Origin of the sequence: uncultured Roseibium sp. (assembly GCF_947494555.1) — a bacterium.
Classification (GTDB): domain Bacteria; phylum Pseudomonadota; class Alphaproteobacteria; order Rhizobiales; family Stappiaceae; genus Roseibium.
The window spans coordinates 98,001-112,668 of the sequence record NZ_CANLVF010000001.1 but is presented as its reverse complement, the minus strand read 5'-3'; the positions used below and the strand labels follow the sequence as shown (position 1 = coordinate 112,668).

13 protein-coding genes are annotated in these 14,668 nt (G+C 57.2%); 3 read left to right on the top strand and 10 right to left on the bottom strand.

Going from position 1 to position 14,668, the window contains the following annotated elements; translation table 11 throughout:
* Positions 1–76: 76 nt before the first annotated feature.
* A complete protein-coding gene (locus Q0915_RS00480) occupies positions 77–1,234 on the top strand; it encodes an MFS transporter (protein ID WP_299472428.1) in 1,158 nt (385 codons plus the stop codon).
* A gap of 176 nt (positions 1,235–1,410) precedes the next feature.
* On the opposite strand, the gene Q0915_RS00475 is transcribed toward Q0915_RS00480, so the two are convergent.
* The 9 genes from Q0915_RS00475 to Q0915_RS00435 form a co-directional block, all read right to left on the bottom strand.
* On the bottom strand, positions 1,411–2,238 hold the full coding sequence (locus Q0915_RS00475) for a lytic murein transglycosylase (protein WP_299472427.1): 828 nt from the start codon (positions 2,236–2,238) through the stop codon (positions 1,411–1,413).
* Between the two features lie 329 nt (positions 2,239–2,567).
* Positions 2,568–3,005: a DUF805 domain-containing protein gene (locus tag Q0915_RS00470; RefSeq protein WP_299472426.1), complete on the bottom strand. Its 438-nt coding sequence runs from the start codon at positions 3,003–3,005 to the stop codon at positions 2,568–2,570.
* Positions 3,006–3,019: 14 nt separating this feature from the next.
* Positions 3,020–3,667: a hypothetical protein gene (locus tag Q0915_RS00465; RefSeq protein WP_299472425.1), complete on the bottom strand. Its 648-nt coding sequence runs from the start codon at positions 3,665–3,667 to the stop codon at positions 3,020–3,022.
* Positions 3,668–3,840: 173 nt separating this feature from the next.
* Positions 3,841–4,374: a histidine phosphatase family protein gene (locus tag Q0915_RS00460; protein WP_299472424.1), complete on the bottom strand. Its 534-nt coding sequence runs from the start codon at positions 4,372–4,374 to the stop codon at positions 3,841–3,843.
* Positions 4,375–4,489: 115 nt separating this feature from the next.
* Positions 4,490–5,569, bottom strand: a complete 1,080-nt coding sequence (locus Q0915_RS00455) for an ABC transporter ATP-binding protein (RefSeq protein ID WP_299472423.1) — start codon at positions 5,567–5,569, stop codon at positions 4,490–4,492.
* On the bottom strand, positions 5,566–7,776 hold the full coding sequence (locus Q0915_RS00450) for an iron ABC transporter permease (RefSeq protein WP_299472422.1): 2,211 nt from the start codon (positions 7,774–7,776) through the stop codon (positions 5,566–5,568). Before Q0915_RS00450 ends, Q0915_RS00455 begins: the two co-directional genes overlap by 4 nt.
* Before the next feature lie 6 nt (positions 7,777–7,782).
* A complete protein-coding gene (locus Q0915_RS00445) occupies positions 7,783–8,748 on the bottom strand; it encodes an ABC transporter substrate-binding protein (protein ID WP_299474632.1) in 966 nt (321 codons plus the stop codon).
* Positions 8,749–8,865: 117 nt separating this feature from the next.
* Positions 8,866–9,333: an NUDIX hydrolase gene (locus Q0915_RS00440; protein ID WP_299472421.1), complete on the bottom strand. Its 468-nt coding sequence runs from the start codon at positions 9,331–9,333 to the stop codon at positions 8,866–8,868.
* Between the two features lie 277 nt (positions 9,334–9,610).
* The gene (locus Q0915_RS00435) at positions 9,611–10,678 is read right to left on the bottom strand and encodes a nucleotide-binding protein (RefSeq protein WP_299472420.1); all 1,068 of its coding nucleotides are present in this window, start codon (positions 10,676–10,678) and stop codon (positions 9,611–9,613) included.
* A gap of 506 nt (positions 10,679–11,184) precedes the next feature.
* Between Q0915_RS00435 and Q0915_RS00430 the strand changes: the two genes are divergently transcribed.
* Positions 11,185–12,165 carry a D-cysteine desulfhydrase family protein gene (locus tag Q0915_RS00430; RefSeq protein ID WP_299472419.1) on the top strand — a complete coding sequence of 327 codons (981 nt, stop codon included), beginning with the start codon at positions 11,185–11,187 and terminating at the stop codon, positions 12,163–12,165.
* Between the two features lie 141 nt (positions 12,166–12,306).
* Here the strand turns inward: Q0915_RS00430 and Q0915_RS00425 are convergent, their stop codons facing one another.
* Positions 12,307–13,137 carry an ATP-grasp fold amidoligase family protein gene (locus Q0915_RS00425; protein ID WP_299472418.1) on the bottom strand — a complete coding sequence of 277 codons (831 nt, stop codon included), beginning with the start codon at positions 13,135–13,137 and terminating at the stop codon, positions 12,307–12,309.
* Positions 13,138–13,958: 821 nt separating this feature from the next.
* On the opposite strand from Q0915_RS00425, the gene Q0915_RS00420 reads away from it, so the two are divergent.
* Positions 13,959–14,576 carry a glutathione S-transferase family protein gene (locus Q0915_RS00420; RefSeq protein ID WP_299472417.1) on the top strand — a complete coding sequence of 206 codons (618 nt, stop codon included), beginning with the start codon at positions 13,959–13,961 and terminating at the stop codon, positions 14,574–14,576.
* The last annotated feature ends 92 nt before the right edge of the window (positions 14,577–14,668 follow it).

The window sequence follows — 14,668 nt, the reverse complement described above, 5'->3', positions numbered from 1 at the left end:
CATATCCGCACCTTGCATGGAGCGCAGTTCTCCCGATTTGCTTGCCCGCTGCAGTGCCACATGACACTGTGAAAAAATGAACGCGACACGCTCCGAACAAACGTCACTCATTGATACCGACTGGTGGTCGGTGGGAACGGTGACGGTGGGCATCACCGTATTTGCGATTGCGCAAGGCCTGACCTATCCGCTGATCTCGTTGCTGCTTTCCGCGCGTGAGGTCTCGGACACGATGATCGGCCTCAATGCCGCAGCGTTCATGCTGGGTCTGGGAACGTCTGTGCTGGTTGTTCCAAGCCTCACGCGAAATCTTCGCGCGGGCCAGGTCATCGTGACCGGTCTCCTGGGGGCGGCTATCTTGCTTGGGGGCTTTGCCGCGACAGACAACCTTGCCGCTTGGTTTTTCCTGCGCTTTGCCTTGGGTTTCTGCGTGAATGCGATCTATGTCTACGGCGAGGCGTGGTTGAACGCCGCGACCGCTGACGCGGTTCGGGGCCGTATCTCAGGCGTCTACAGTGCGGGCATGGCGACAGGCTTCGTGATCGGACCATTGGCCATACCAGTCTTTGGCATTGAAGGCGGGCTTGCATTCGCCGCTTGCGCGGTGCTGGTCTCATTCGTTGCCTTCGGCCTGGCACTGCTGTCCAAGCGGGCCAGGGTAGAACCCGAGAAGCCTGCTATATCCGATCTGCCGCGTTTCGCACGGTCCGCGCCGATGCTGGTTTTCCTCGTTGTCGCGTTCGGCTTCATCGACGCGACGGTCCTGTCGCTGTCTCCGGTTTACCTGACCGGAGCCGGGGCGAGCGCGGCCTTGGCGGCAACCTTTCTGGCCGTGATGCATGTCGGCATGATCGTTGCGCAACCGGTCCTGGGCATGGTGCTGGATCGCATGGATCGCTGGCATGTGGCGGCCGGCTGCATGGCGGCAACCGGTCTGATTTTCCTGGTGCTGACAATCGTTCCCATAGATGGATGGACCATCTGGGCCCTTGCAGCTTTGGGCGGTTCCGCCTTCCTTGGAATTTACACATCCGCACTTGCGATTCTGGGGCAGGAGCACAGCGGAAAGTCTTTGACCTCAGGCGCGGCGGCCTTTTCGCTCGCCTACGCGGCTGGAGGGGTCATTGGGCCGGTGGCGACCGGGTCTCTTGTATCCGTTCTTCCAGGGGCAACATTTGTTCCCGTCGCGATCATAGGCCTATGCGGCGCATTCGCGGTTTGCTTCAAGAGATAGGCTGCTCTTGCATCAACTTCAGATCCGTCGCCCCCGCGCAAAGCTGCGCACGGCCGCTTTCGCGTGAAGCTCAAAGGCCGCTTAAGTCCTTCTCAAGGGACAAAGAAAGCCCGCGCTGACACCGGTCAACGCGGGCTGATGTGGTCCCTTTGATCAGGTATTGCCGAGGGCCTTACCTACTGACCGATAAGACCGGCAGCATAGGCAATTGCGCGCTGATAGTTACCGCTGTCATTCCACTTCGACAGGACGCGGAAATTGGCCGACCCTTCGGCGAAGGAGCGTCCGCCCCGCCAGCCACTTTTGCGCAACATGTTGGCCGCTGATGCGAGAGCGTCGGCCGCATTGTTGGGGTCAGCGCGGCCATCGCCGCTGCCGTCCACACCAAAGCGGACCCAATTGCCGGCCAGAAACTGCATATGCCCGAGTTCGCCCGAGGGACCGCCGCGGCTGCTGCCGGTAATCAGACCCCGGTCGACTAGCTGCAGGGCCGCGATCGCGTCGTCTTCAAAGCGGGGATAACGGCGGCAATAGGACGCCAGAGTGACCGCACCGCTGACGATGGGTGTTTTGCCTTTGAAGCCGCCCCAATTGGTCTCATACCCCCAGATCGCAACCAGGATCGAGCCGGGCACGCCATAGCGCTTTTCAATATTCCGGAACAGTCTGGCGTTCTGCTTCAGCTTTCGTTTCGCACCGGAGACAAATGCATTCACGCTCGAAAACCGGCTCTTCAAAAACTGCTCGGGGCTTCGATAGCGCATGCTGGATTGCGAGGCCGGGTTTGATTCAAACCGCCACGTGATGCCGGAAAGGCGCGCCTGCTGCAGCGCCTGCATTCCCCGCTGCCTGACACCGGACGAGGCAGCCACTTGTGCGAGTTGCTGCTTATAGGTTCCGAACTGTCCTTTGCTGGTAATGCAGGACGCAGCATGAACCTGTGTCGCGAGCAGCACTCCGGTAACGAGCGCCGCAATGCGCAGAGTGGCCGGTTTTAAAGTCATTTAGTCCTCCACCAATCCGGAAAACCCAAAATCGAACTGACAAACAGATTATTGTCCAGAGAGATCGATAGCATATTTGGATCTGGCGCGAGAGAGCTCAGGTGCCTCGATTGCGTGCAAAGCGGACGTTAACCACATAAACCCGACAAGCCTTTGTTCCGGCTGCCGCGTTTCTGCGCAGCGTCTGGCCGAAAGGCGGGCTATCCAAATCTTTTGAAGAAGATCTGCCCCTGATCGCACGGCCTGTCATGCTTGGATGCCGGACGACACCGGGCGACAGCCCTTAAGCCTGCTTGACGCGTCATTCATATCGTGGTTGCTCGTGCGCCCTAAGCGGGCAGATCTTTTCCCTTCAGAAAGCCCAGATCGACGACCGCGATGACAAATGCGAGAAAGCCAAGAAAGACAAGGCTGCCACCGAGCGCGGTTGGGCTGGAGACTATCAGCCCGCCAATATCCTCCTGCACAAACCCGATGCCCGCCGCCTGCGCGAAATTCACCAGAACACCCGGTGCAAAATAGGCAAAGAGCCAGACGCCCGGATTGGCACGCCCACGATCCCGCAGGCGTTTCAGGGAAAGGACAATAGCCGGGTACAAGAGGAGCAGGAGGAGACCTAAACCGATCCACTGGCCGATCCCGCCGAGAACAAGCACCATTGCCGTCACCAGCAGAGACACCAGAAAGCCGGCGGCGACAAGGGTCAGAAACCCGATCCAGAACCGGCCGCGCCCGATTTTACCCGCGGTTCCAAAGAGGAGAGCCATGGCGCTTTCCCAGCTTACTGGGTGAAGGTGAATGTCAGCGTGCTCGATTGGCCTTCGCCGATGGTGACGGATTGCGTGTGGCTCTCGCCGGTATCGGTATTCTTCAGGGTCACGTCATAGATCCCGGGCGACACATAATTGGCTCCCTTTTGGTTGCCCCAGCCGGTCGTGCCGATCTCGGACCCGCCTGCACCACCGCCCTTGCCGTGAAACCCGAGTTCGGTCAGCGCATCGTCTGCCAGCCCTTCGGCTTCCAACACCAGCCGGCCTTGCCCGGTGATCTCCAGTTCGAGACGCTGGCTACCGTTCTCGGCGGGCGGCAGTTCAACGATTTCGCGGTAATCATGTCCCTTGAACGTCAGCTCAACGCCAATTTCGCCCTCACTCACCGGATAAACGCCATCCACGCCAAGCGGTTCAAATCGTTCAGCCCAGTTGATCCAGAAGATCGAGCCGTCCTGGCCCTTGTCGACGCTCTCCACCTTGCCGACCCGGCTGAAATTCCACCCGACATCCGCGCTGACATCGGTGCGCTCAGGTCCAAACACGGGAACGATTTTCAGGCCGTCGACGGTCTCGCCCTGGTCACCGTCTTGCCCGTTACAGGCTGCCAGCCCGATGGCCAACGCAAACAGAAAAGGAAATTTGATGATCTTGAACAATCGATTGGTTCCATTCTTGAAATACGAAAAGCTGCGAAACACCGGCAGCATCAAAGCAATAAGTCACAGGGTCTCTTTCCGGCCGAAGACCGGATGGTCGGAGAAAAACACATCAATGCGCAGGCGAATAGTTATGGGAATCCATAGGATGGTGCGCTTACAAGAGGAGCAGATCAGCGGAAACGATGCACTTCACAATTTGCGAGCTTGCGTCCGATGATTTCATTGAACGCGTTGCCGTGGCCGACGATCAGGAGCGGTCTCTCCATGATGGTATCGAGGTGGCGCACAAAGTCTGCGATGCGCGCCTTGAAGACATCCTCCGGCTCCACGCTGATGCCGCCGGTTCCGTCGCTGTGCCACCACTCATCTGCAAGGTGCCCGAACGCCAGCGCGGGAAAGTCGGCGCCCAATTCGTTCGGCGGCCTGCCCACATCGCAGCTGTGCAAAAGCAGTTCGTGGTGGCCGTCCCTCACTTCCATCGAGATCCCGTCCGGGAACATCAGTTGCGCTGTCTGGATGGCCCGCGTCAGCGGAGACGTGATGACGTGGCGAATACCGAGATCCCTGATCTCCTCGCGCGCGTCCATGGCCTGCTGCCGGCCGAGCTCGGTCAGCGGCGCATCGAAAATCATCGGATCTTCGTCGCCCGTCCTGAAGACCGCGTTGAATTCCGACTGGCCGTGCCTCACGAAATAGATTGGCATCTGTTTCCTCTGCAAAATGGTGACCCGGGTGGCTTACCACATATGGGCGGGCGTACGGGTGACGCTGCCGTGGGACCTGAGGCAAACAACGGCAATCATTCGAAAAAGACCCGTTTCAAATCCCGTCCGAGGGCAGAAGAACCGGGCCTGATTTCGCGAAAGACAGGTTCAGTTCCGTTCCGACATCCAGCGTGTCGTCGACATTGTCCTGAACCGCGAACACCTGTCCGAAAGCCCCTTCGAGCGTATACTCCATCCGCACGCCGACATAGGTCGCCTTGGCGACCCGGGCCGGCATGCCTTCCGCGTCCCCGAGCACAAGCCGGGAGGGGCGCACAGCAACGGTGGCGCTTCCCCTTGAAAGGCCACGCGATGCCAGCGCGTAACGATAGCCACTGATGTCGACCGTCGCCGTATCTCCCTCGACACCAACGATTTCGCATGGGATCAGGTTCGCCTCGCCGATGAAATCCGCAACGAAGGCATCGACCGGCTGATCGTAGAGTTCGCGCGGTGTGCCGATCTGTGCAATCGACGCGTTGCGCATGACGACAATCTGGTCGGAGACCGCAAGCGCCTCTTCCTGATCGTGTGTGACGTAGACAACGGTCAATCCAAGATCCTGCTGGATCGCGCGGATATCCTCGCGCACCTGCCGGCGCAGCTTCGCATCCAGATTGGACAAGGGCTCATCAAACAGCAGCACCTGCGGCTCCAGCACCAGCGCCCTTGCCACGGCCACACGCTGCTGCTGGCCACCGGACAGCTCGCTCGGCAGACGGCCCCCGAAACCGTTGAGCCCGACAAGATCCAGCCCCTCATGCGCCCGTGCGCGCGCCGCCGCTTTGTCGAAACCGGAAAAGGTCAGACCATACATGACGTTTTCCAGAACGCTCATATGCGGAAACAGGGCATAGGACTGGAACACCATGGAGACGTCGCGATCGGTTGCCGGCAGCTTCGTGACATCCGTGTCCCCGATCAGGATGCGCCCGGAACTCGCCATCTCCAGCCCGGCGATCATGCGTAGCGTCGTCGTCTTGCCGCAGCCGGAGGGCCCCAGCAGCGTGACGAGCTTGCCCGCCTCGATGTTCAGGTCGATATTGTCGACGGCAGTCACGTCCTTGCCGAAGACCTTCGAGACCCCATCGAACCGAACCGGCGCGGCTTTGCTGCGAATGTGTGCATCGCTCATGACGCTTCCTTCATTTCGATGTGTTTGCGGCGGCCGATCTGAACTCGGCCAACCAGCAGCTGCAGCAGTCCGACGGCCGCCAGCATGACGAAGATCAGGGTTGTGGAATAGGCAATGGCAAGACCGTAGTCGTTGTTCTCCACCCGGCCGATAATGTAGCTGGTCGCCATGTCGTACTCCGCGGAAACCAGGAATATGACCGCCGATATCGCCGTCATCGCCCGAACGAAACTGTAAACCAGCGCCGCCAGGATAGCAGGCCGCAACAGCGGCAGGATCACCCGTCTGAAGGTTTGCCAGGAGTTGGCTCCGAGCGTCAGGGAACTTTCATCGAGCGATCTGTCGATCTGCGACATGCTCGCGATCCCCGCGCGCACGCCCACAGGCATGTTCCTGAAGATGAAACTGACGACAAGGATAATGCCCGTGCCGGTTATTTCGATCGGCGGCACGTTGAAGGCCAGAATATAGCTGACCCCGATCACTGTGCCAGGAATGGCAAAGGACAGCATGGTCCCGAATTCGAACGCGTTCTTGCCCGCAAAACTCTGTCGTGTCAGCAGATAGGCGGTCACCAGACCGACGGCGGCCGTCAGCGGTGCTGCGATGGCCGCGATCGTGATCGTCGTCCAGAAACTGTCCCAGGCCGCACCCGTCCAGCGGATGCCTTCCGCCTCGAACCTGACGGAGAAAGCCGTCACATAGTGCTTGAAGGTCAGGCTGTTGTTGACGCCCCACAATTCGACGACGCTGCCGTAGATGATCATGGCATAGACAACGGCAGTGAAGAATGCCCAGATCAGGGCAATAGTCAGGACAGGCAGAGCCAGGCCTTTCGGCATCAGCGGATGAACGCCGGCATCGCCCTTGCCGGACACTGTCGTGTAGCTTTTCTTTCCGAGCCACGCGCGCTGCGCGTAAAAGGCCGACAGGGTGAAGAAGAGCAGCACCATCGCCAGGACAGCGGCCCTGCCCTGATCGTATTGTGCCCCGACAATCGCGAAGAAAATCTCGGTCGACAGAACGTCGAAGTTTCCGCCCAGAACCAGCGGATTGCCGAAATCGGCCATGCTCTCGATGAAGCCGAGCAGAAACGCATTTGCAAGCCCTGGCCGCATCAGGGGCAACGAGACGGTTTTGAATGTCTGCCAGCGGCTGGCGCGAAGCGTCTGGGCGGCTTCTTCCATGGAAGGCGAAACACCCTCAACGACACCGATCAGAACCAGAAAGGCGATCGGGGTGAAGGCAAGTGTCTGCGCGATCAGGACACCCGGCAGGCCGTAGAGCCAGCGTGTTGGCTGTACGCCGAACAACTCGGCGACGAACACCGTCACTGTGCCGGAAAGACCGAACAGCAAAATGAGCGCAAGCCCGATGACAAAGGGCGGGGTGATGATGGGCAACACCGTCATGGCGCGGATCAGACGCTTGTAGCGGAACCCGGAGCGCGTGACGACAAGTGCGAATGCAAGACCCAGAAGGGTCGTGATCAGCCCGACAAGAACGGCCAGGAACAACGAGTTCCACGCAGCGCCGCAGCGCGCACCGGCCAGGCAGCCCAGGCCCCAGATGCGGCCGTCAAAGAACTTGTCGAAAAAGACCAGGATCGAATAGCTGCCCTCATCGGTGATGAAAGCCGCGAACAGCATCTTGGCGATGGGAAAGAAAACGAAGGTCGTGACGATCACGATCACGCCGCCGATCGCACTGACGACAAACACATCGCCATTAACCGCCCCGCGTGCGGCGATGCCCTGGGTCAGCAGAAACAGGAACGCGGACGCGCAGATCATGGCGCCGTAACCCATGCCGAACTGGCGGTCGTCCAGCGGGCCGAAGACGGCGTTCAACCATTCGAAATTGTACCCGCGTATGCCGATGGAAAATCCCTGCACGATCATCCACGCGAAACCGAGCGCACCTGCCATGACCAGCAAACGCGCATAAGCGCTGTCCGACTTGGAGTGTCTCAGGGCAAGAAGCGGCAATGCCAGGGGAAGCAGCAACGGCGCAAGCCAGAGCTTTTCTCCCTGGGCAATCAGGAAAGCGGCGGGCGCGTAGTCTTCATCAAACGGATAGCCGTCGAGCAGCCACTCGAACGACCAGAAGCCGTCCTCAATGCCGTACCAGGGTAGAAGGCCAAAACCGGCCCACCCAGCGATGATCCAGAAGATCAAAACCGGGGGGGTGGTGCTTTTCGCGGACAAGGTCACTTACTGCGGCAGCGTCGAGACCTCTTCATCCCACTTCTGAAGCAGTCGCTTACGCTCGTCAGACGACCCGTACTTCTTGAAGTCATAGTCGATCAGCTTGATCTGGCTCATGTCCGGAGCACTCTCGGACGTCTGCGCACCCTTGTTGGAGGGGACCTGGAATGCATTGACTTCAAGCGCAAGGTTCTGGGCATCGGCGCTCAGCGCCCAGTCGTAGAACTTCTTGGCTTCTTCCATGTTGCGAGCGCCGTCGATGATCGACATGGACCCGATTTCGTACCCGGTGCCTTCGCAAGGCGCGACGACCTTGACCGGGAAGCCGGAGACCGCCTGTTTGACCGCGTCATGCATGAACACGATCCCGATCGTGTTTTCACCCCGGCCGGCTGCCTTGATCGGCGCAGAGCCGGACTTGGTGTACTGGTTGATGTTGGCGTGCAGACCCTTCATGAAATCGAAGCCTTCGTCTTCGCCGAAGATCTGCACCATTGAGGCAAGTGTTGTATAGGCCGTACCCGAGGAATTCGGGTTGGCCATCTGGACATGCCCCTTGTATTCGGGCTTCAGCAGATCTTTCCAGCAGGCCGGCTCGGGCAGATTGTTTGCCGCCAGAAGATCGCTGTTATAGCCATATCCAAGCGCGCCGGAATAAATACCGATCGTGCGATTTCCCGCGCTCTCGGCCTGGCTGATCGCCCAGTCGTGCAACTGATCGCGCATGGGGGAAACATACTCGGCCGTAAGGCCTTCCTCAGCGGCCTGAAGATGCGGGTCTCCCGTGCCGCCCCACCAGACATCTCCCTTGGGATTGGAGGATTCGGCGCGAATTTGTGCGAATGTTTCGCCAGAAGATTTACGGGTCATGTTGACGTCAATACCCGTCGCATCCTCGAAGCTGCGGGCCATCAACTGACACCAGTCTTCCTGCGCGCTGCAATAGAACGTGAGTTTGTCGGCCTGAGCCATCGAAACACTGGCCGCGAGCGCGACAAGGGATCCTGCAAGAGCGGTAGCGGTTCTTTTCATATCTGTTCCTCCCTGAACGATGTTTTCTGGCCGTTTGGGCCTGTTTTTGTTGGATCCCTAAGATATGCTCCGAAGCTTCCCGGGAATCAGGTCAGCACCCTGACTGGCCGCAATTTCGAGCAGCAGGGCGCTGAGTTCTGGTTCTGACACCAGTTTTGCAGCCTTCTTGGCGGAGAACCATCGGCGCGATCGTTCATCGCGTTCCTTCCAGTTCTTTTTCAGCCTCTCGACCATCAACGGAAACACAAACACCTTGCAGCGGCAGCTTTCACCGCGCGGCAAAGCCTTTACGTAGTGGTAGGTTCCGATTGGTTTTGCATGAACCTTGCCGAGAGCGCCTGCCTCCTCGCAGGCCTCGATCCTTGCGGTTTCCCAAGGTTTTTTGCCTTTCATGAACCAGCCTTTTGGAATGACCCAACGCTGTGTCTCGCGGGACGTGATCATTAAGACACGGGGCTTACCGGAATTCCAACGCAGGGGAAGCGCAGCTGTCTGCGGAATGACAAGTTCAGCAATCGTGGACATTTATTATCGATACCTTGTTATATGCAGATTATCAGCACCAGTCCGACGAAATTGCAACAAATTTTCTCCAAATTATTGAGAAAATTACGTAATTTTTGTTAGCAGGCAAATTGGTGAGGCCGATGACTCTTGCGCAGGTTGTTTTGCGCTCCCAGTCTGCTGAACAGCCCATGGAAGGGCCTTCCCATGCACTGTTACGAACGTTCGCTTTCAGGATCAGACGTCGAACCCGCAAACGACCGTGTTGCAAGCGCATATTTTGAAAAGGGTTTTTTGATCAAGAGACCAGCAATTCTGCGTCGAGTTCGAAGCCGGCTTTCGTGAGTTCGCGAAAGAGCTCCAGTTCAATAGATTGAAGCCCGCCTCCGTCAGGGACCGACTTGTAAATCACGCCGCTTAGGTCAGATGGAATTTCAAGTTCGCCCTTCACAAGTGCGCACACGCGATCTGCTCCAAGCAATCCAATGAGGAGCCCGTGTTCAAACACTACGTTTTGTCGTGCTCTAAGTTTCATGTTTTCGGGCGGCGCCGCCACTGAGCCCTTGTCGTCCGGCGTGAGTAGAATAAAGCCAAAACCAACGTCGTTTAGCTCGTCCTGTAGCTTGGCAAATATCGTCCGACCAGCGTCTACCTGCTCTTGAAGGATTACTGGAACCAGATCTATTTTCTCCAGAAACCTGGCGACTTGTGATTTTAGCTCACCATCATGGCCGTGAACGATAAATACCCTTCGTGAGATTGGTCGATCAGGCTTCTCAAAAATTCTTTTGCAAGATTGTACGACACTCTTTGCTAGCTCAGGAGCCGATAGGGATAGATCGCCAAGAAAATCCAGGTCGCCCCAGTCCTGGTTGAAAGCTTGCTGGAGCTTCAATCTCTCCCATTCATTTTTCGATCCGCCAGACACGACGGCAACCGGAAATACCGGCTTGTTTGCAAGAACCGACTTTTGAACGACGTCACTGGTACCCTTGCCACCGCCAATAGCTACAGTCGCATCACATTGACCAACAACAAACGTCCGTACTTCCTGCCATCGTTTGTCTATTGGCTCCATAACCATGCCAAAGCCTGTCTTAGGAGCGTCACCATATGGATAGGTCCGAATTCTGGCGCTAGGCGTGATACCGATCTTCACACAAGCATCTGTTGCCGCTTGCCCAACCTTCGTGTCCAGTTCAGCCCCGCTGTTCAGAATTATCCCAAATCCAGCACCAATCGCCTGGCGTCCAAACTCGCTTGAAAATTCGCTCATAAACTCGCGGTCGCTTGCCGTGTGCGCATCGCGACGATTTCTACGGAGACCAGTGAAGCTGCCTTGAAACAGGATAAGTTTTGTCACCATGCTGGATCTCATTGTTCGCTAGCAGTAAATTGTCTGCCTTGATTGATACTGAAGCAGTCACGCAGCAGGCTATTGATAAGATGGCACCTCAATCTCGAAAATTACAAGTATAGTTCAAAAATCATACGATTTTGAATGCCTGAGAAACTACCGTTATTTACAAGCAGTCCATAAGCGGTCATTGCCGCAACCACGGTGAATTTCAGCCTCGTCAGCTTTCAAGACAGGTTCGCGAAACAGCAAACGTCCGATACAGCGGCGCGAAGTGGCCGAGCTGTAACACCGAGCGCGACGTTGCAGGTCAGCAAGCATCAAAGCAGTAGAAATGTCTCTGGATCAGTGCCACCAACCCGTCTCGACGTGCAGCGGGATCTTGCCTGTCCGGTCGTAGTGAGTGTCCTCTCTTGCCTTGTGATTAGGTCATTCACAAGCTCCAGCGAAGCTGCAATAGTTCGCCAACAGCGGCAACTACGTGCCATCAAACCAGAACCGATCACGGAACACACATGACGCACCCAAGGCTGAACATCGTTGCGGGGCCAACACCTCTGGTACACGCCCCGCGCCTGTCAGACACGCTCGGGATCGAACTCTTCATAAAACGCGACGATCTTGCCGGACCAACATTCGGCGGCAACAAATCCCGGCAGCTTGAGTACTATTTCGGCGATGCTCTGGATCAGGGGGCGGATACTATTTTGATCACGGGTGCGGTCCAGTCCAATTTTGTGCGTCTGGCAGCCGCGGTGGCCAGTTCGCAGAACATGCGCGCGGTCATACAGCTTGAAAACCGCGTGCCCGGCAAGTCCGATCACTACCACAAATCAGGAAACGTTCTGCTGTCGCATCTGCTTGGGCCGGAGATCCTGACCTATCCCGAAGGTGAAGACGAGGCCGGAGCCGACGCCGCACTGCACGAACGCGCCGAGGCCCTGCGCGCAGAGGGTCGAGTGCCTTACGTGATCCACCTGTCCGAGGGGCATCCGCCGCTTGGCGCGCTCGGCTACGTGGACGCAGCACAGGAGCTCCTGAAACAGGGCAAGGATTTCGATACCTACGTTGTGGCGTCGGGCAGCGGATCCACACATGCCGGTCTGTTGGCCGGTTTGCGCGGGTCTGGATCCAGCGCCCAGGTCATCGGCAGTTGCGTGCGCCGCAATGCGACCGCGCAAGAGGCGCGCATCGGGAGGATCACGGCGCGATTGAAGAATCTCTATGCGGGAGCTGCAAAGGTCTCAGAAGCCGATATCCGCATTTGGGACGGAGCCCTGGCACCGGGGTACGGACAGATAGGCGAGCCGGCGAGATCTGCGATGCACATGGTTGCCACACAAGAAGGCCTGATCCTGGATCCCGTCTATACGGCCAAGAGCTTTGCCGCGATCCCCGCGCTTGTGGCTTCAGGCAAGATCGCCAAAGGCAGCCGCGTCTGTTTTGTACATACCGGCGGATTGGCTGCATTGTTCGCTTACGAAGAGGCTCTGTAGGTATCCAACAGGCGATGCCAGGTTTCGGTGCAGTCGAACAGTTACGCTGCTGACCATGCCGCCTCATTGCTTGCGCGGGCCGGATCATCGGAAGCTCGGTGCAGGCACAGCGTTGTTTGCCGGGATTTGAAGGCCATGCCCTCAGGACGTCGGCTGCAGTCTTCCAGCCAATTTCGTTGCCCTAGATTTTTGAGGCTTTGCGCGCAAATCCCACATGTCACCGAGTTTTTTGTCCCAAGCTTCCGGAACGCATCCGGGAAACCCACCGCCTGGATAAAGTGTCAGCTCTCCAACGCAAATGCGCTCTTCACATGCATAAAGGTCAACGCGGACGAAGTCGGTGCCACAGGCCAGTTGTCTGGCAATCGACGTCATCTTTGCGAGGCTGGCAGGCAGTTCCACGTGGCCTGGAGCGGGCGGAATATATCCAGACTCCAGATCAAGACGTGTCCCGTCGGGCGAGAAGTAGGCTTCATAGGCGACGCCTTCCCGCCGCAGCCGCGCTTCAATCATGCGCACTTCACCCGAAAATACGAAGAAGCGGTAATCGTCCGGCGCATCCGTCGCACCTTGAAGCATTTCCTCAATGATCAGCTGCGGCTCAAATTCTCCGTAGGCCCATTCCCGGTTACAAAGATGGTGTTCGGTTGCCAACCATTTTGCGGGAAGATCGCTTCTGAGCAACGCACTGATATCTTCAGGTTTTTCAAGGAACGCGCCCTGCCCGCTTCCGTGGGTCGGCTTCACGACGGCAGGCAGCCTGATCAGGTTCCAATCGACCTCGGAAAGGTCTCTTCCGACCCACAGTGTCTTGATCGTGTAGTCATCTCCGACCCGGTCGGAGACGAGCTTCTTGACCGCGTGTTTGTCGACCATGACGGGAAAGAGCGGGTCGCGATCATAAAGTTTTCTGACCTGTACCTTGTCGGTAAAGGTTCGAGGAAAGTCCAGGTTCGGAAATCGACCACTCATGGAGAAAAATTTCAGCAATATGAAGCCGCGATCCGGCAAGACTTGAATCATCCGCCAAAAGAAGTGTTTCAAAAGTTGCCTGAACCCGATTGAGCCGCCATTCGAAAGCACGATGCTTCGCATGTTTTACCCCATTGCCTGCAATTCGCTCTCCGGGCATTTTGACCGGCGCTATTTTATCCGCGCCGCCTGCAACCCTTGCGGTTAAATCTTGGAAAAATCCCTGAAAAATCTATCAAGAATTGTAGGGTTGGTTAATCGTCCAGTGATGTAAGGCGTTGGCTGGCCTGGGTGAATTTCGTCAATTGACATTGATCTGCGATCGACAGATCAAAGCCTGAAAAGCCTCCATGCTGATGATACCGGGCACATGAAAACCATCCGCCACGAGCATCAAACCACGGCTTTACTTAAACCTCTTTCGAAGAGACTTACTTGTTTCAAAACGCCATGCGGCTGTGGCGTCAGGATACCAACTCATGAGCGCGGTGATTGGTCAGTTTCCCGGTCAGTTGCTACGCGATGCGGTCGCCCAGTGCGTAGAGCGACCCTTGGAGCCTGACAAACAAATACCGGATTTGTCCGTGTCTTGGCCACTTGCTCTGATCCACTCGAACGGCCGCTTTCGGGCACAACGGGAAAACGGTCGAACGTCCTAGCTGGAGGGGGCAAAACCGTCGTTTGTTTCTACCGCAGCGAACGTCTGGCCGGAGCCCACAGCTACCAAATTGGTGCAAGGCAGCGAATGTCGGCTTCCAAGTCGCCTGTTGAGATCAGATGCTCTATGATCGATGTGTGATCGAACCGAGAAGGCGATCCAAATGGTTGAGATTGTTCTTTATGCATCGAAGGCATCACGCTCACTGGCAGGGTATTGGATGCTGGAAGAGCTGGGCATTGCCTACACCGTCGTCGATGTTGATCTCCGAGAGCGCAAGCACCTGGAACCCGAATTCCTCAAGATCAATCCTTCAGGTCGGGTGCCGGTGGTCTCCGTTGATGGAATGATCGTAAGCGAACGACCGGCGATCTGCGCGCTTCTCGCAGATCGATTTGGGTACGGCTCTCTAGCACCCAAAATCGACTCCAAAGATCGTGGTCCATATCTCAAATGGCTCGTTTATGCGACGGCCGTCATTGATCCAGCAATCGCGGTGCGCGCCGCGAACCTTGATGCGACACTTCAGCATACGACCTGGGATACCGCACAGAACGCGGTCGACATTCTTGGCAGCACGCTTGAGGGACAAGCATGGTTACTGGGAGACCAGTTCACAGCTGCAGATGTCGCCCTTGGGTCGGTCATTGCAATGGCTCGGTTCAACGATCTGCTTCCTGAAAGCCAGATCTTGGATGACTACGTTGAAAGACTGAGAGAACGTCCGGCTTTTCAGCGAGCTGAGCGACTTACCTGGCCTCCAGAGGTATTCTCTTCCTAAGCACAAGTCAGGCTCACTAAGACCAATGACCGCTTCATCCGCACCTCCCTCGTTCGTCCAGTACTAAACAAATGTCCGGTTTTGGGACCAGG